Here is a 16,433-nt window from a genome sequence, read left to right on the forward strand (position 1 = left end):
ATAGGACAGCGCAGCAAGCTCGGTTGGGTGAGGGGTTTTTCTCTATGAGCGACACTCGCGGAGAGATACCCCTCACCCAACCGCGTACGTGGATGGGCCGTACATGCCCTCTCCCACAAGGGGCGAGGGCGCTGTATCTCGCAGCGCCGTCGTCTCGCGACTTTGCTCGGTGCGTAGGGTGGGCAAAGGCGCGCCAAAGTCTCCGATGATTTACGACGCCATCTCCCGCGCCGTGCCCACCGTCTTTCCTCATCGGCACCGCTGGTGGGCACGCGCCGCCTGACGGCGGCACTTTGCCCACCCTACGAGGTCATTGCCTCACAACCCCAGATACGCCTTCCGCACATCCTTGTTGCCGCTGATCTCCGCTGATGTCCCCTGCATCAGCACGCGACCCGTCTGCAGGATGTAGGCCCGATCTGCGATCTCCAGGCATTCCGCCATGCGCTGCTCGACGATGAGCACCGTCATGCCGGCGTCGCGGATGCGCTTGACGGCCTGGAAGATCTCGTCGACCAGCTTCGGCATGATGCCCTGCGACGGCTCGTCGAGCATCAGGAGCCGCGGCCGGGTCATCAGCGCGCGGCCGATCGCCAGCATCTGCTGCTCGCCGCCGGACAGGGTCTCGGCGCGCTGCTCGAGCCGCTCGGACAGGCGCGGGAACAGCGTGAAGACGAAGTCCAGCGGCTCCTCGCGGTTGGCTTCGCTGCGATAGAGGTAGCTGCCGAGCCTGAGATTGTCGCGCACCGAGAGCCGCGGGAACAGCCGGCGGTTCTCCGGCACATAGGCGATGCCGCGTGCCGTGATCAGATGCTGCGCCATGCCGTCGATGCGGTTGCCGTCGAAGGTCACGCTTCCCGCGCGCGGCCGCTCGGCGCCGGCGATGGATTTCAACAAGGTCGACTTGCCCGCGCCATTGGCGCCGGCGACGCAGACGATCTCGCCCTTCTCGACGTCGATCGAGACATTCGAGATCGCAACCAGGCCCTGATAGGCGGTGGTGACGTCACGCACCGACAGCATGGCGGTCTCCAAGATAGGCGGAAATGACTTTGGGATCGCGGACGACGTCCTTGGGCTTGCCTTCGATCAGCACCTTGCCGAGGTCGAGCACGATGGCGCGGTCGACCAGCGGCATCACGATCTCCATGACGTGCTCGACCATCAGAACGGTGATGCCGGTGTCGCGCACGCGGCGCACGAGCTCGACGCCCTTCTGGGATTCGACCGGCGTCAGGCCGGTCAGCACCTCGTCCAGTAGCAGCAGCTTCGGCTCGGTCGCGAGCGCGCGCGCCACCTCCAACCGCCGCTTCTCCGAGGGCACGAGGTCGCTGGCGAGCACGTCGGCGCGCGCATCGAGCCCGCAGAACGCCAGCACCTCATGCGCCTTGCGCCGGGCGTCGCGCATATTGGTGGTGCGCACCAGGGAGCCGACGATGACGTTCTCGATCACCGTCATGCTCTCAAAACTCTTCACCACCTGGAAGGTGCGGCCGATGCCGAGCTGGCAGCGCTCGGCGGCCGGCAGCGCCGTGACGTCCTCGCCGTCGAACAGGATCTGGCCTTCGGTCGGCTTGAACGCGCCGGCGATCAGGTTGAACAGGGTCGACTTGCCGGCGCCGTTCGGCCCGATCAGGCCGACGATCTCGCCGCGCCCGACCGAGATCGAAACGTCGGAGTTCGCCGTCAGGCCGGAGAAGCGCTGGGTGATGTTGCGGGTTTCCAACAGCGCGGTCATGACGCCACCGCCTCTCTGACCGGCTGGGCAGCCGGCTTCGGCTTGCGGGAGAACAGGCTGACGAGTCCTTGCGGCCGGGCGAGCGAGATCGCGATGATCAGGCCGCCATAGACGATCAGGTCGACACCGCGGCCGGAGCCGCCGATATAGGAGCGCGTCAGCTCGGTCAGCGGGATCAGGATGACGGCGCCGAGCATCGGGCCCCAGAGGGTGCCGATGCCGCCGAGCACGGCGGGCAGCGCCATCAGCAGCGAGAACTGGAAGCCCATCACGCTCTCGGGATCGATGTAGGTGACGTACATCGCATAGAAGCCGCCGCCGACGGCGACGAGAAACGCCGACACGGCCGCCGCGCCCATCTTGGAATTGAACACGACAACGCCCAAGCTCTCGGCCGCGACCGGATTGTCCTTCACGGCCCGCCACCAATAGCCCCACTTTGAGTCCTCCAGCCACCAGGTCACGAACCAGGCGACGCAGGCCAGAGCGAGCGCGAAGTAGAAGTAAGGCAGCTTGTCCTTGGCGAATTGAAGGGTCAGCCAGCTATCCTGCTTCGACAGCGGGATCGTGATGCCGAGCGCTGCTCCCGCCCATTCCCAGTTCTGGAACAGCACGAGCGCAATCTCCGCGATCACGATGGTGGCAATGACGAAATAGTGTCCGCCCAGTCGGAAGCAGGGATAGCCGAGCGCCATCGCGATGACCGCCGACAGCAGCCCGCCGGCGAACATGCCGAACCAGGGCAGCATCCCGAACTTGGTGTACAGAAGCGCGGTGACGTAGGCGCCGAGCCCGAAATACAGCGCGTGCCCAAGCGAGATCTGGCCGCAATACCCGGACAGGATGTTCCAGCTCTGCGACAGCGCTGCATACATCAGGGTCATGATCATCATGTTCTGGATGTACACATCGGTGACGTAGCGCGGCACCTGGGTCGCGAGCAGTGCCAGGCATGCCGCGACGATCAGGTCGCGCCGCCGGCGTTGAATGAATACCTTGTCCATCAGATGGATCCGAACAGGCCGCGCGGGCGAATGAAGACGACGAGGAGATAGACACCGTAGATGCCGACCGTCTTCAGCGACGGCGGCATGATCAAGGTGGTGGTGGCCTCGACGAGACCGACCACGATGCCGCCGGCGAACGCGCCGAACACGCTGCCGAAGCCGCCGAGTGCCACCGTGACATAGGCGATGGTCGCAAACGACGCGCCGACGTCGGGGAACACATAGAAGAAGATCGACATGACCGCACCGGCGAGTCCGACCAGCGCCGCACCAAGACCCCAACCGAGCGCGAACACCTTGTTCTTGTCGATGCCGACCAGCGCCACCGCACCGGCATCCTCACGCGTCGCCTCAAGCGCGCGGCCGAAATCGGTGCGGTGGATGAAGAAATACAGGCCGGCGAAGGCCGCGATCGCAATGAGAGCACCGACCAGCTGCGGCTGCGGAAGGTAGATGCCGGCGATCGAGATCGTCTTGCCGCCCAGCCATGAGTGCGGAATGCTGCGATAGTCCGGGGTGAAGAAATACTGCGCGACGCCGCGCATCAGGACGGCGAGACCGAAGGTGGAGAAGATCTGCACCATGCCGGTGTTGGCCTTGGCCCTGACCGCAAATCTGACGATCAGCAGATAGACCACCGCCCCGAACACGAACAGGGCGGCTGCGACCAATGGCGCCGCCAGCAGCGGATCGAGCGCGAAATAGGCGAACAGGAAGAAGCTCGCATACATCGCGATCATCAGGAACTCGCCATGGGCGAAATTCACGACGTCCATCAGGCCGAAGATGAGCGCCAGTCCCACGGCGATCAGGCCATAGAGCAGGCCCATCAACAGGCCGCTGGCGAGACTTTGGATGATTGTTTCTGCTGTCACAGATCTTGCCCCACTCTCGATGTGACTCGGGGTGTCGTCCTGGCGAACGCCAGGACCCATAACCACCACTGTTTGTGTGGGGCACGACGACAGCCGATCATCGTCCAACCACGGCCTCGGCGTATGGGTCCCAGGTCGGCGCCGCCACGCGCTGTCGCGCATCGCGGCTTGCCCGGGACGACATCCGAGTTGATTACTTCATCGGCCAGCTGGCTTCCGCCACCGCGGCCTGTGTCGGGAAGATCGTGACGAACTTGCCGCCGACATATTGCAGCAGCACCGGATCGGCGTCGTTGTTTTGGCCGTTCTCGTCGAACTTCACCCGCTTCCACGGCATGATGGTCGCCTCGCCCGGCATGTCGGTGGCGGCGAGCGCGTCGCGGATCTTCTCGCCGTCGGTCGACTTGGCGCGGTTGATGGCATCCGCCATCACGATCAGGCCCATGAACTGGCGCGACGAGTAGTCGTTGAAGTCCTTGCCCGACTTCGCCTTGAACATGTCGTTGATCTTGCCGACCATCGGCCGCTTGGCGGCGAGGTCGAGCGAGAACGAGCCGCGCGAGATCACGCCTTCGAGCTTGTCGCCGACCGCGTCATACAGCGCCTTCTCGGAGAAGCCGGCGTCCTGCGCGACGATCGCATTCGGCTTGTAGCCGAGCTCGGCCATGGTCTTGACCAGCAGGATGCCGTCGGTGGTGTAGCTCGACGGCATCAGCACGTCGGCGTTGGCGGCCTTCAGCTGCTGCACCTCGGCCGACAGCGACGGCGAGTTGGCGCGGTACTTGATGTCCGCGACGACCTTGTAGCCGCGCTCCTGGGCGAGCTTGAGCTGGGCGTTGCTCGAATCGGTGCCGAAGATGGTGTCCTCGTGGAACAGCGCGAGCGTGTCGATCTTGGTGCCCTTCTTCTTCATCATGTCGAAGAAATCGAACATCGCCTGCGAGAACATCTCGTCATGCGGCGCGGCGCGGAAATAATACTTCAGGCCGCGGCGATGCAGGCTCGGCGAGGAGTTGTCGGCGGAGAGATACGGGATCTGGTAGCGCTCGCAGATCTGGCTCGCGGTCACCGCGACGGCGCTCTGATACGAGCCGATGACGGCGGCGACCTTCTCCTGGGTGATCAGGCGCTCGGCCTCGGCGCGGCCCTTCTGCGGGTCGGCCTGGTGGTCGGCGAACACCAGCTTGATCTTGGCGCCACCGAGGCCCGGCAGCCCTTCGGTGCGCGCGAGCGGCAGGTCGTAATCATACTTGCCGTTGACGATCTCGGCCGCCGTCTCGAACGCGCGCTGCGCGTCGACGCCGATCTGCGCGCTGGCGCCGGAGAACGGATAGATGACGCCGATCTTCACTTCCGAGGTCTGGGCGCGGGCGGCGATCGGGCCGAGCGCGGCGGCAGCGGTGGCTCCAAGCAGGACGTTTCGGCGCGTGATGGTCATGGCAAGATCCTCTGATGAAAGCGCATCGATGAAGCGGTTGAGATCGGTGGTAAAGGCTCAATAAGCAGCAAGACTGCCTGATTAAAGGCTGCCTGATTAGAGGACGGCGAGATCCTTGTTCCTGAGATCGGTGATCAGCATCAGCCCCGGCGCGTGGGTGATGGCGAAGGGCAGCTTGGCCGCGGCGATGACCGCCTGCGGCGTCACCCCGCAGGCCCAGAAAACGGGAATTTCGTCTGAGCCGACCGGCACCGGATCGCCGTAGTCCGGCTTGTTGATATCGGCGATGCCGATCTGTTCGGGAAGACCGAGATGCACCGGCGCGCCGTGCACGGCCGGAAAGCGCGTCGTGATCTGCACGGCGCGGATCGCCTGCGCCGGCTTGAACGGACGCATCGACACCACCATCGGTCCCGCAAACGGCCCGGACGGCGTGCAGGCAATGTTGGTGCGATACATCGGCACGCGACAGCCCTGCTCGATATGGCGGATCGGCAGGCCGTCGGCCATCAGCGCTTCCTCGAAGGAGAACGAGCAGCCCAGCACGAAGGTGACGAGGTCGTCGCGCCAATGCGACATCAGGTCGGTCGGCTCCTCCACCATCTCGCCGTCGCGCCAGACGCGGTAGCGCGGCACGTCGGTGCGGATGTCGAGATCGGCCCCGAGTGCCGGAATATGAGGATTGCCCGGATCGGACATGCCGATGATCGGGCACGGCTTCGGATTGAGCTGGCAGAACCGGTGGAAGGCGCCGGCGTACTGCTCGGGCAGGATCGCCAGATTGCCCTGCACGAAGCCATTGGCGACGCCGGCGGTGCTCCAGCCCTTGCCGGTGCGATAGTCCAGGCGGGCCTGATGGCTCGGGAGAAGGTCTGTCTCGCCCGCTGATTGCTGCAATGCCGCAGAAACAGTCATTTGTGCCACTTGCCTAATATCTCGACAAACTCACTGAACATCAGCCATGCTATAAAGTCTAATCTTCGTTTTTAATCAGGATCGATAAAACAAATTGATCCGAGCGGGGCGCGATGTTGGATTTCCGTTCCATCGAGACCTTTCTCTGGGTGGTGAAGCTCGGCAGCTTCCGCGGCGCGGCGCAGCGCCTGAACACCACCCAGCCGGCCATCTCCCAGCGCATCGCCCAGCTCGAGCGCGAGCTCGGCGTCAAGCTGCTCAACCGCGATCATCGCGTGGCGTCGCCGACGGCCAGCGGACGGCAGATGCTGGTCTATGCCGAGAAGCTGATCGGCCTGCGCGCGGAAATGCTGGCCGAGGTCGGCGACCGCTCGGCGATGCGCGGCGTGCTCCGGCTCGGCGTGGCCGAGACCATCGTGCACGACTGGCTGCCGCGGCTGATCAAGAGCGTCAACGAGAGCTATCCGAACCTGTCGCTGGAGATCGAGGTCGACGTCACGCCGAACCTGCACGCGCGCCTGCTGGCGCAGGAGATCGAGCTCGCCTTCGCACTGGGCGCGCCGTCCGAGTCCGGCATCCGCAGCCGCGTGCTGTGCGACTATCCGATCAGCTTCCTCGCCAGCCCTGCCCTCGGCTTCGGCACGGGCGTGGTCACCGCCGAGCAGATGGCACGCTTTCCGATCATCACCTTCCCGCGCAACACCCAGCCCTATGACAATGTGCGCTCGCTGTTCAACCGCCCGCATCTGCCGCCGATGCGGCTGCACGCCAGCGCGTCGCTGGCGACGGTGATCCACATGGCGGTCGAGGGCCTCGGCGTCGCCGTGATCCCGGCAGCGATCGTGGCGCATGAGATCGAGCGTGGCCGCCTGCAGGAGCTGCAGACGGATTTACGGATTCCGCCGCTGACCTTCACCGCGAGCTGGCTGTCGTCGCCCGAGATGGTCGCGATCGAACGCGTCGCCGAGCTCGCAGCGAGGACGGCGCAGACGGCCAGCCATCCCTCTGCGTCGGTTGACGCCGCCGTCGCGGCGCGCGATGGACAGGATGCCGGAGTACAGGGAATTCAAGCATGAGCCGCGCCGTCACCAATCTGCAGATCGATTCCGCCCGCCTCTGGGACAGCATCCACGAGACCGCCAGGTTCGGCGCCACGCCGAAGGGCGGCGTGCGCCGGCTGACCCTGAGCCAGGAGGACAAGCAGGTCCGCGACTGGTTCCGCAAGGCCTGCGAGGACGCCGGGCTCGAGGTGCATGTCGACACGCTCGGCTCGATGTTCGCCCTTCGCAAGGGGCGCGACATGTCGAAGGCCCCGATCGGGCTCGGCTCGCATCTCGACACCCAGCCGACCGGCGGCAAGTTCGACGGCATTCTGGGCACGCTTGGCGCGCTGGAAGTGATCCGCACGCTCAATGACGCCGGCATCGAGACCGACGCGCCGCTGTGCATCGTCAACTGGACCAATGAGGAAGGCTCGCGGTTCGCGCCGGCGATGATGGCCTCTGCCGCCTATGTCGGCGATTTCACCGTCGAGGACATCTTGTCGCGCAAGGATGCCGACGGCACGACCGTCGGCGAAGCGCTGGACGGCATCGGCTATCGCGGCGAGGCCAAGGTCGGCACGCAGAAATTCTCCGGCTTCGTCGAGCTGCATATCGAGCAGGGCCCGATCCTGGAGGCCGAGAACAAGACCATCGGCGTGGTCGATCACGGCCAGGGCGTGTTCTGGTACGACGGCAAGGTCACGGGCTTCGAGAGCCACGCCGGCTCGACCCCGATGCCGCTGCGCCGCGACGCACTGCTGGCGCTGTCGGAGTTCGCGCTGACCCTGGAGCAGATCGCGATCAGGCTCGGGCCGAACGCGGTCGCCACCATCGGCGAGGCCGTCATCGCCAATCCCTCGCGCAACGTCATCCCCGGCGAGATCGCCTTCACCATCGATTGCCGCAGCGCCAATGCCGATACCTTGGAGGAGCTCGACGCCAGTTTACGCGCGGCTGCGGGCGAGATTGCGAAGAAGCGCAAGGTCGAGATCGCGATCGACCAGGTCTGGCGCAAGCCGCCGACGCATTTCGATCCCAAGCTGGTCGATGCCGTCGAACGCGCCGCCGGCACGCTTGGCTATTCCCACCGCCGCATCACCTCCGGCGCCGGCCACGACGCCTGCAACCTCAACACCATCATGCCGGCCGCGATGGTGTTCGTCCCCTGCAAGGACGGCATCAGCCACAACGAGCTCGAGGACGCCACCCAATCCGACTGCGCCGCTGGCGCGAATGTGCTGCTGCACACGGTGCTGTCGCTGGCCGGCGTGGCGTCGTGACGGGCTGACGCTCGCGGGCTTGTCTAGGGCCTCATCCTTCGAGACGCCGCTGCGCGGCTCCTCAGGATGAGGGGAGAGTCTTCGATGTCGCTGCTTCCCCTCATGGTGAGGAGCGCCGAAGGCGCGTCTCGAACCATGAGGCCCGAGATGCTTCAAGTTGAACCACATTGAGTTGCCCTGCCCCATCTTGTCTCATCGGGGCTCGTCAGGAGGTATCCGTGCGCGGAGTTTTCATCGACGCCAACGACTCGCTTGCCGAGATCTTCGAGCGGCAGCGCAAATCCGGCGATCCCGAGATGCGCGTGCATCTCGACCCCGACATCAAGCCGGAGGACTGGCCGGCGATCCTCGACGGCGCCGAGATCGGCGTGGTCGATCACACCGCGCTCCCGACCGACGTCGCGAGGCACTGCAAGGGGCTCAAGCACGTCGTCTTCCTGGGCACCGGCGCACGCAGCTACATGAACCCGGAGGAGCTCGCGGAGCTCGGCATCACCGTGCATCTGATCAAGGGCTACGGCGACACCGCGGTTGCCGAAGCCGCCATCGCGCTGATGTGGGCCTCTGCCCGCGGCATCGCACAGATGGACCGCGAGATGCGCGCCGGCAACTGGCTGCGTGACGACGGCATGCAGCTCACCGGCAAGACGCTCGGCCTGATCGGCTTCGGCGGCATCGCCGCGGAAGTCGCGCGCATCGCGTCGGGCAGCGGCATGAAGGTGATCGCCTGGAACCGCTCGCCGAAGAGCCATCCCGGTGTGGAGTTCGTCGAACTCGAGACGCTGCTCCAGAACAGCCACGTCGTCTCGCTGCATCTTCTGCTCAACGACGAGACCCGCGGCTTCCTGTCGCGCGAGCGCATCGCGCAGATGCGCCCCGGCGTGATCTTCGTCAACACCGCCCGCGCGGCAATCGTCGACGAGACCGCGATGATCGACGCGCTCCGCTCCGGCCAGATCCGCCACGCCGGCCTGGACGTCTTCACCACCGAGCCGCTGCCGGCCGGCCACGTGCTGACCACGATCCCCAACGTGACACTGTCGGCACACTCGGCGTTCCGAACGCCCGAGGCGAGCGAGAACCTGATCCACGCCGCGTGGGAGCACTGCCGCCGCGTGGCGAACGAGTAGTCCGCGCCCTCTCCTCCGTCATTGCGAGCGAAGCGAAGCAATCCAGAGTCCCGCGACGACCCTGGATTGCTTCGTCGCTGCGCTCCTCGCAATGACGGTGTTGCCCGAGTTGTGGCCGCAACCACCATTGTCGTCCCGGCCTAGTGCGCAATTGCGCACGCGACGCCGGGACCCATACCGCGTGATCTATCGAGAGCAGACGGAGGCAGACGCGTAGGGCGGATTAGCGCAGCGTAATCCGCCATCCCGTAGCGATGAAGAAGCCGGCGGGTTACGCTGCGCTAACCCGCCCTACGTACTGGTGTCATCAGCCCCCGGCCGGGGCGACAACAAACGGCTGCGACTAATCCACCATCTCCGCGACCGCCTTGCCGCACGCCGTGGTGTCGGCATTGCCGCCGAGATCGCGCGTGCGCAACGTCCGTTCCGCCAGCGTCCGCTCGATGGCGCCGACGATCGCCTGCGCTGCGGTCTTCTCGCCGAGATGCTCCAGCATCATCGCGCCCGACCAGATCATGCCGATCGGGTTCGCGATCCCCTGCCCGGCAATGTCGGGCGCCGAGCCGTGCACCGGCTCGAACACCGACGGGAAATTGCGCTCCGGATTGATGTTGCCCGACGGCGCGATGCCGATGGTGCCGGTGCAGGCAGGTCCCAGATCGGACAGGATGTCGCCGAACAGATTGGAGCCGACGACGACGTCGAACCAGTCCGGATGCAGCACGAAATTCGCGGTGAGGATGTCGATGTGGTACTTGTCCCACTTCACGCCCGGATAGTTCCTGGCCATCGCCTCGACGCGCTCGTCCCAATACGGCATCGTGATCGAGATGCCGTTCGACTTGGTGGCCGAGGTCAGGTGCTTCTTCGGCCGCGACTGCGCCAGCTCGAAAGCGAATTTGAGGATGCGGTCGACGCCGGTGCGGGTCATCACCGTCTGCTGCGTGACGAACTCGCGGTCGGTGTCGGGGAACATGCGGCCGCCGACCGACGAATACTCGCCCTCGGTGTTCTCGCGGACCACCCAGAAATCGATGTCGCCCGGCTTGCGGTTCGCCAGCGGGCACGGCACGCCCGGCATCAAGCGCACGGGGCGCAGGTTGACGTACTGATCGAACTCACGGCGGAACTTGATCAGCGAACCCCACAGCGAGACGTGGTCGGCGATCTTGGCCGGCCAGCCGACGGCACCGAAATAGATCGCGTCATGGCTGCCGATCTGCGTCTTCCAATCGTCCGGCATCATCTGGCCGTGCTTCTCGAAATAGTCGTAGCTCGAAAAGTCGAAATGATCGAACTGCACCGCGACGCCGTGCTTCTTGGCGGCCGCCTCGATCACGCGAATGCCCTCGGGCATGACCTCCTTGCCGATGCCGTCGCCGGGAATGACTGCGATGCGATAGGGCTTCTTGCTCATCGAGCGGATCCTTGCGTGTTGCGCCGTGTTCCGGCTGAAATCGTCGATCGCCTGAATGGACCAAACGACCGGGAAGCGCAACGCTGCGGTGCAAGATTGACCGCATGGCTGACGCGCAAGACAATCGCACAAGACAATCCGGTCTCCTCCCCTTCAGCGAGAGTGTCCATGGATCTTCACCTGCGCGGCAAGCGCGTTCTCATCACCGGCGCCTCCAAGGGCATCGGCGCCGCGGCGGCCGAAGCGTTCGCCGAGGAAGGCTGCCACGTCCGGCTCGCGGCGCGCAGCGGCGACCGGCTGTCGGCGCTGGTCGAGCAGCTCCGGTCGAAGCACCAGATCGATGCGGCCGCGCATGTGGTCGACCTGCGCAAATCCGAGGATGTCACGCGGCTCGCGCAGGAGGCCGCGGACATCGACATCCTCGTCAACAATGCCGGCGACATTCCGGGCGGGCCGATCGACAAGATCGACGAGGCGGCGTGGCGCCACGCCTGGGACCTCAAGGTGTTCGGCTTCATCAACCTGACGCGCCTTGTCTATGCTGACATGAAGGCGCGCGGGGGCGGCGTCATCATCAACGACATCGGCGCGGCCGGCGAGAAGTTCGACGCCAATTACATCTGCGGCAGCGCCGGAAACGCCGCGCTGATGGCCTTCACGCGCGCGCTCGGCTCCAAGAGCCTCGCCGACAACATCCGCGTTGTCGGCATCAACCCCGGCCCGGTCGGCACCGACCGGCACGTCACTTTGCTGAAAACCCGCGCCAAGCAGCAGTTCGGCGACGAGAGCCGCTACACGGAATTCCAGAAGAGCCTGCCGCTCGGGCGTCCGGCGCATCCACGCGAGATCGCCGACCTGATGGCGTTCCTGGCGTCCGATCGTGCCGGCTACACCTCCGGCGTGATCTATACCGTCGATGGCGGCATCAGTGCAGGGTGGGGTTGATCGCGGCGACCTTTCCACGTCCGGCGAAACATGGTCTACGACATGGCGCCGGGATGCTTCCAATCAGGAGAACCAAGCTTTGGCCGACCAGGGATTGATCCGCGAGACCGCCTGCGCCGTCGTCGACAAGTTGAAGGCCGGCGAGGTCACCCCGCTCGATTGCCTCGATGCATTGGAAGCGCGCATCACGGCCGTCGACGGCAAGGTGAATGCGCTGCCGACGCTGTGCTTCGATCGCGCGCGCGATCACGCCAAGGCGCTGATGCAGAAGAAGGCCTCTGAACGCGGCCTGCTCGCCGGCATGCCCGTGCCGATCAAGGATCTCACCGACGTCCAGGGCGTACTGACCACGCAGGGCTCGCCGATCTTCAAGGACCGGATTCCGGAACACTCCGATCTCCTGGTCGAGCATCTCGAAGCCAATGGCGGCGTGATCTACGCCAAGTCGAACACGCCGGAGTTCGGCGCCGGCGCCAACACCTTCAACGAGGTGTTCGGTGCGACGCGCAATCCCTGGGATACGTCGCGCTCGGCCGCCGGCTCGTCGGGCGGCGCAGCGGTTGCGCTTGCGACCGGCATGGCGTGGCTGGCGCACGGCTCGGACATGGGCGGCTCGCTGCGCAATCCCGCGAGCTTCTGCGGCATCGTCGGCCTGCGCCCGAGCTTCGGCCGCGTCGCGCATACGCCGGCCGTCGCCATCGACCGCAATCTCGGCGTCCAGGGCCCGATGGCCCGCAATGTCGAGGACCTCGCGCTGCTGCTGGACGCGATGAGCGGCGAGCACGCCGCCGACCCGATCTCGCTGCCCTCGCCCGCGACCTCCTTCCTCACCGCCGCCCGCTCCGGCAAGAAGCCGATCCGCGTCGCCTATTCGCCCGATCTCGGCATCACGCCGGTCGATCCCGAAGTGATCGCGGTCACCCGCAAAGCGGCGCAGCGTTTCGCCGAGCTCGGCGTCATCGTCGAGGAGGCGCATCCGGACTTCAGCGAGGCGCATGAATGCTTCCACGTGCTGCGCGCGCTCGACTTCGCGATGAGCAAGCAGGAGCTGCTGCGCACCAAGCGCGACCTGCTCAAGCCCGAAGTGATCTGGAACATCGAGGAAGGGCTGAAGCTCACCGTCGCGCAGATCACCCGCGCCGAAGCGCAGCGCGTGGCGATGACCGCTCGCGCCGTCAAGTTCTTCGAGACCTATGACCTGCTGCTGGCGCCGGCCACCATCGTGCCGCCCTTCCCGGTCGAGAACCGCTACGTCGCCGAATGCGCCGGACAGAAGTTCGACAACTACGTGCAGTGGCTCGGCATCGTCTACACGATCACGCTCGCCTGCTGCCCGGCGCTTTCGCTGCCATGCGGCTTCACCGCGTCGGGCCTGCCGGTGGGGTTGCAGGTGATCGCGCGGCCGCGCAACGACGCCGGTTTGCTGGCGGGTGCCAAGCTGCTCGAGGACGTGCTGGGAGTCGCCAGCTCCACGCCGATCGATCCGCGCGCGCCGAGGTGAAATGCTCCCCCTCGCCCTGAGGAGCCGCGCAGCGGCGTCTCGAAGGGTCAGGCCCGGGCGCTGGCCTCATGGTTCGAGACGCCCGCCTTCGGCGGGCTCCTCACCATGAGGGTTGAGATTCTCGCTGGCCTGCACAGTTCGCTCTTTCCGGCATGACCTTCCCCCGACCTTCCCCCTCACCCTGAGGAGCTCGCCGAAGGCGAGCGTCTCGAAGGGCGAGGCCCCGAACCTTGGCCTGATGGTTCTCCCAGCGAGGCGGAGCAGCGCCGCTCACCCTGAGGGGCGGCAGTTCTGCTTTGATTGGCGCAGAGTTCCATGCGCTGAACATGGGACCCATGTCCGTTATCGTCTGTTGGCAATCCGGGGGGCTGCCGTAGAAGGGCCGCAAATCACGCTTGCCGGAGACCGGATATGACAGACCAAGCGCTGCCGCCTGCCGCGGACGCTACCACATTCAGCGACGTCGAGCGCCGCATCAAGGCGATCCTGATCGGCTCGGCCGGCAACCTGGTCGAATGGTACGATTTCTATGCCTATACGGCGTTCGCATTGTATTTCGCGCCGGCCTTCTTTCCATCGAAGGACCCGGTGGTCGAGCAGCTCAACGCCGCTGTCGTGTTCGCCGCGACCTTCCTGATGCGCCCGCTCGGCGGCTGGCTGTTCGGCTATCTTGCCGATCACCACGGCCGGCGGCTGTCGCTGACGGTCTCGGTGCTCTGCATGTGCTTCGGCTCGCTGATCATCGCGGTGACGCCGACCTATGCCACCATCGGCATCGCCGCGCCGATCATCCTGGCGCTCGCCCGCGTCATCGAGGGCCTCAGCCTCGGCGGCGAATATGGTGCCAGCGCCACCTATCTGTCCGAGGTCGCCGACGCCAGGCATCGCGGCTTCTATTCGAGCTTCCAATACGTCACGCTGATCGGCGGCCAGCTCACCGCGATCATCGTGCTCCTGCTGCTGCAGAAGGTGTTCCTGACCCCGGACGAATTGCGGGCCTGGGGCTGGCGCATTCCGTTCGCAATCGGTGCCGGCCTCGCGATCTTCGTCGCGGTGATGCGGCGGAACCTGCACGAGACCGAGGCCTTCGTCGAGGCCAAGAAGACCGTCGGCCCTTCCGGCTCGATCACCGCGCTGTTCAAATATCCGCGGGAGCTCCTGCTGGTGGTCGGCCTGACCGCGGGCGGCACCGCGGCATTCTACACCTTCACCACCTACATGCAGACCTTCGTGAAGCTCTCGGTCGGCCTGACAGCAGACCAGACCACGATGGTGATCTTCGGCTCGCTGCTGTTCGCCTGCGTGCTGCAGCCCCTCTATGGGGCGATCTCCGATCGCATCGGCCGCAAGCCGCTGCTGATCTTCTTCGGCGTCGCCGGCACCCTGGCGACAATCCCGATTCTGACCGTGCTGAAGGGCACCAAGGAGCCGTTCACGGCCTTCCTGCTGATCTGCGGTGCCTGGATCTTCACGGCGGGCTACACCTCGATCAACGCGGTGGTGAAGGCCGAGCTGTTTCCGACCAATGTCCGTGCGCTCGGTGTCGGCCTGCCCTACGCGATCACCGTCTCGCTGTTCGGCGGCACCGCGCCGGCGATCGCGCTCTACTTCAAGAGCATTGGGCACGAGACCTGGTTCTATTATTATCTTACCGGCGTAATCTTCCTGTCGCTGCTCATCTATGCGACCATGCGCGACACCAAGCATGCGTCGGCGATGCACAGGCACGAATGAGCAGGGCGAACTGACGAGGGGTGCCAATGGCTGACGAGTCCGGGCTGCCGCCCGAAAGCAAGCTGAGCCGAGCCAAGGAGCGCTGGGCACGCGAAGGCAAGTTCCTGACCGGCCGCATCATCAGGCCCGACGACCAGCGCCTGCCACCGGGCCAGCACCTGACCCGCGACTGGCCGGTGCTCGACCTCGGCCTGACGCCGTCGGTCGCATCGGAGCGCTGGCGTCTCGACGTCTATGGCGCGGTGGAAAATCCCCTGTTCTGGGACTGGGCTGCCTTCCGCGCCCAGGAGCAGCGCCAGTTCACATCCGACATTCACTGCGTGACGACCTGGTCGCGTTACGACAATCGATGGGAAGGCCTTGCCACGCGCGACCTGCTCGCCGCCTGCCGGCCGCGCGACACCGCCAATTTCGTCGTGCTGCATTCCTACGACGGCTACACGACCAATCTCACGCTGGAGGATTTCGCCGCCGAGGATGCGCTGCTCGCTCACAGCTGGTCCGGCGCGCCGCTCACCAGGGAGCATGGCGGCCCGGTGCGGGTCGTGGTGCCGCATCTGTATTTCTGGAAGAGCGCAAAGTGGCTGAAGGCGATCGAGTTTCTCGACTCCGACAAACCCGGCTATTGGGAGGTGCGCGGCTATCACAACCGCGGTGATCCCTGGGCCGAGCAGCGCTATTCGGAGTGATCGGGCTCCGCTCAAGCCAGGCCAACGGAGCCGTAGGGTGGGCAAAGACGCGAAGCGTCGTGCCCACCCTCGCCCCGCAAAAAAGAAAAGAATGGTGGGCACGCTTCGCTTTGCCCACCCTACGGACTACATGTTATCGCTTCCGCACCGAAGCGCGGCCACCGCGATATCCGAACGTGCCAGAGACACAACATGGAGTTCACCTCAGAAACCGGCAAAATACCCAAGGGCTATGGGTACCTTCTCAAGCCGAGCGTCATCCTGGCCGCGCTGACCGCACGAGATCTTGGCGGCATTCGCATCCACCTCGTTCGCAGCCACGGCCGGCGTCTGTTCGATGCGCGATATCGGCCGCCGGACGGCGACATTCCATATGAGCGTCTCAACATCAAAGTGGGCACAGCGCACGAGCGCGACTTGCCCCCACTCCGCCGGCAGGCGAAGGACGAAGCTCTTCCCGAGCTGGTCCGATGGATTGCCGATCTCGTCGCGCAGGACCTGCCGACAGCGATCCGGAACGGTGAGCAGGTGATCGAGCTGCTGCCTCAGCGCGAGTGATCGTGGCGGGGCTGGTGAGATTGATCGCGGATCTAGGCTGGCAACAGCCCAACGTCGCAACGCGCGAGCTGGCTAGTTAGTTACTCCGTCATGGCCGGGCTTGTCCCACGGCTGTCCGGTTCAGCTTCCGCATATTGCGAGGCTCAACTGTTGTGGGTTTTTG

Annotated in this window: 15 protein-coding genes; 8 read left to right on the forward strand and 7 right to left on the reverse strand. The window is 65.4% G+C overall.

Features of this window, described 5'->3' with window-relative positions; all coding sequences use genetic code 11:
* Window positions 1–318 precede the first annotated feature (318 nt).
* From ACQR1D_RS28230 to ACQR1D_RS28255, 6 genes are all read right to left on the reverse strand, one after another.
* Complete coding sequence (locus ACQR1D_RS28230; RefSeq protein ID WP_316239519.1) at window positions 319–1,023, reverse strand: ABC transporter ATP-binding protein; 705 nt, start codon at window positions 1,021–1,023, stop codon at window positions 319–321.
* The gene (locus ACQR1D_RS28235) at window positions 1,007–1,738 is read right to left on the reverse strand and encodes an ABC transporter ATP-binding protein (RefSeq protein WP_434894208.1); all 732 of its coding nucleotides are present in this window, start codon (window positions 1,736–1,738) and stop codon (window positions 1,007–1,009) included. Before ACQR1D_RS28235 ends, ACQR1D_RS28230 begins: the two co-directional genes overlap by 17 nt.
* A complete protein-coding gene (locus ACQR1D_RS28240; protein WP_434891023.1) occupies window positions 1,735–2,742 on the reverse strand; it encodes a branched-chain amino acid ABC transporter permease in 1,008 nt (335 codons plus the stop codon). The genes ACQR1D_RS28235 and ACQR1D_RS28240 overlap by 4 nt, the downstream gene beginning before the upstream one ends.
* Window positions 2,742–3,620 (reverse strand): branched-chain amino acid ABC transporter permease, encoded by an 879-nt coding sequence (locus ACQR1D_RS28245; protein ID WP_316183455.1) that lies wholly within the window; start codon window positions 3,618–3,620, stop codon window positions 2,742–2,744. Before ACQR1D_RS28245 ends, ACQR1D_RS28240 begins: the two co-directional genes overlap by 1 nt.
* A 193-nt stretch (window positions 3,621–3,813) precedes the next feature.
* Window positions 3,814–5,058 (reverse strand): ABC transporter substrate-binding protein, encoded by a 1,245-nt coding sequence (locus tag ACQR1D_RS28250; protein ID WP_434894209.1) that lies wholly within the window; start codon window positions 5,056–5,058, stop codon window positions 3,814–3,816.
* A 96-nt stretch (window positions 5,059–5,154) separates the two neighbouring features.
* Window positions 5,155–5,973, reverse strand: coding sequence for a putative hydro-lyase (locus ACQR1D_RS28255; protein WP_315801336.1), 819 nt, complete (start codon window positions 5,971–5,973; stop codon window positions 5,155–5,157).
* Window positions 5,974–6,086: 113 nt separating this feature from the next.
* On the opposite strand from ACQR1D_RS28255, the gene ACQR1D_RS28260 reads away from it, so the two are divergent.
* From ACQR1D_RS28260 to ACQR1D_RS28270, 3 genes are all read left to right on the forward strand, one after another.
* Window positions 6,087–7,049: a LysR family transcriptional regulator gene (locus tag ACQR1D_RS28260; RefSeq protein WP_315801337.1), complete on the forward strand. Its 963-nt coding sequence runs from the start codon at window positions 6,087–6,089 to the stop codon at window positions 7,047–7,049.
* Entirely contained in the window at window positions 7,046–8,296 is a 1,251-nt protein-coding gene (locus ACQR1D_RS28265; protein ID WP_434840163.1) for a Zn-dependent hydrolase, read from the forward strand. The genes ACQR1D_RS28260 and ACQR1D_RS28265 overlap by 4 nt, the downstream gene beginning before the upstream one ends.
* Window positions 8,297–8,514: 218 nt before the next feature.
* Complete coding sequence (locus tag ACQR1D_RS28270) at window positions 8,515–9,426, forward strand: NAD(P)-dependent oxidoreductase (protein ID WP_434840162.1); 912 nt, start codon at window positions 8,515–8,517, stop codon at window positions 9,424–9,426.
* A gap of 343 nt (window positions 9,427–9,769) precedes the next feature.
* Here the strand turns inward: ACQR1D_RS28270 and ACQR1D_RS28275 are convergent, their stop codons facing one another.
* The gene (locus tag ACQR1D_RS28275; RefSeq protein WP_434840161.1) at window positions 9,770–10,843 is read right to left on the reverse strand and encodes a tartrate dehydrogenase; all 1,074 of its coding nucleotides are present in this window, start codon (window positions 10,841–10,843) and stop codon (window positions 9,770–9,772) included.
* 168 nt (window positions 10,844–11,011) lie between these two features.
* On the opposite strand from ACQR1D_RS28275, the gene ACQR1D_RS28280 reads away from it, so the two are divergent.
* From ACQR1D_RS28280 to ACQR1D_RS28300, 5 genes are all read left to right on the forward strand, one after another.
* Complete coding sequence (locus ACQR1D_RS28280) at window positions 11,012–11,788, forward strand: SDR family oxidoreductase (protein ID WP_434840160.1); 777 nt, start codon at window positions 11,012–11,014, stop codon at window positions 11,786–11,788.
* Between the two features lie 79 nt (window positions 11,789–11,867).
* The gene (locus tag ACQR1D_RS28285) at window positions 11,868–13,289 is read left to right on the forward strand and encodes an amidase (protein ID WP_315801342.1); all 1,422 of its coding nucleotides are present in this window, start codon (window positions 11,868–11,870) and stop codon (window positions 13,287–13,289) included.
* Between the two features lie 411 nt (window positions 13,290–13,700).
* Window positions 13,701–15,023, forward strand: coding sequence for an MFS transporter (locus ACQR1D_RS28290; protein WP_434894210.1), 1,323 nt, complete (start codon window positions 13,701–13,703; stop codon window positions 15,021–15,023).
* A gap of 26 nt (window positions 15,024–15,049) precedes the next feature.
* Window positions 15,050–15,712, forward strand: coding sequence for a sulfite oxidase-like oxidoreductase (locus tag ACQR1D_RS28295; RefSeq protein WP_434894211.1), 663 nt, complete (start codon window positions 15,050–15,052; stop codon window positions 15,710–15,712).
* A 192-nt stretch (window positions 15,713–15,904) separates the two neighbouring features.
* Window positions 15,905–16,270 carry a hypothetical protein gene (locus ACQR1D_RS28300; protein ID WP_315801345.1) on the forward strand — a complete coding sequence of 122 codons (366 nt, stop codon included), beginning with the start codon at window positions 15,905–15,907 and terminating at the stop codon, window positions 16,268–16,270.
* Window positions 16,271–16,433 lie beyond the last annotated feature (163 nt).

The organism is Bradyrhizobium sp. HKCCYLRH2047 (assembly GCF_051168175.1).
Lineage (GTDB): Bacteria > Pseudomonadota > Alphaproteobacteria > Rhizobiales > Xanthobacteraceae > Bradyrhizobium.

What these genes read in the sequence shown, in the direction of transcription:
- ACQR1D_RS28300 (WP_315801345.1), top strand. Translation starts at nt 15,905, where the DNA reads ATGGAGTTCACCTCAGAAACCGGCAAAATACCCAAGGGCTATGGGTAC.
- ACQR1D_RS28280 (WP_434840160.1), top strand. Translation starts at nt 11,012, where the DNA reads ATGGATCTTCACCTGCGCGGCAAGCGCGTTCTCATCACCGGCGCCTCC.
- ACQR1D_RS28295 (WP_434894211.1), top strand. Translation starts at nt 15,050, where the DNA reads ATGGCTGACGAGTCCGGGCTGCCGCCCGAAAGCAAGCTGAGCCGAGCC.
- ACQR1D_RS28255 (WP_315801336.1), bottom strand. Translation starts at nt 5,973, where the DNA reads ATGACTGTTTCTGCGGCATTGCAGCAATCAGCGGGCGAGACAGACCTT.
- ACQR1D_RS28230 (WP_316239519.1), bottom strand. Translation starts at nt 1,023, where the DNA reads ATGCTGTCGGTGCGTGACGTCACCACCGCCTATCAGGGCCTGGTTGCG.
- ACQR1D_RS28265 (WP_434840163.1), top strand. Translation starts at nt 7,046, where the DNA reads ATGAGCCGCGCCGTCACCAATCTGCAGATCGATTCCGCCCGCCTCTGG.
- ACQR1D_RS28250 (WP_434894209.1), bottom strand. Translation starts at nt 5,058, where the DNA reads ATGACCATCACGCGCCGAAACGTCCTGCTTGGAGCCACCGCTGCCGCC.
- ACQR1D_RS28260 (WP_315801337.1), top strand. Translation starts at nt 6,087, where the DNA reads ATGTTGGATTTCCGTTCCATCGAGACCTTTCTCTGGGTGGTGAAGCTC.
- ACQR1D_RS28240 (WP_434891023.1), bottom strand. Translation starts at nt 2,742, where the DNA reads ATGGACAAGGTATTCATTCAACGCCGGCGGCGCGACCTGATCGTCGCG.
- ACQR1D_RS28235 (WP_434894208.1), bottom strand. Translation starts at nt 1,738, where the DNA reads ATGACCGCGCTGTTGGAAACCCGCAACATCACCCAGCGCTTCTCCGGC.
- ACQR1D_RS28275 (WP_434840161.1), bottom strand. Translation starts at nt 10,843, where the DNA reads ATGAGCAAGAAGCCCTATCGCATCGCAGTCATTCCCGGCGACGGCATC.
- ACQR1D_RS28290 (WP_434894210.1), top strand. Translation starts at nt 13,701, where the DNA reads ATGACAGACCAAGCGCTGCCGCCTGCCGCGGACGCTACCACATTCAGC.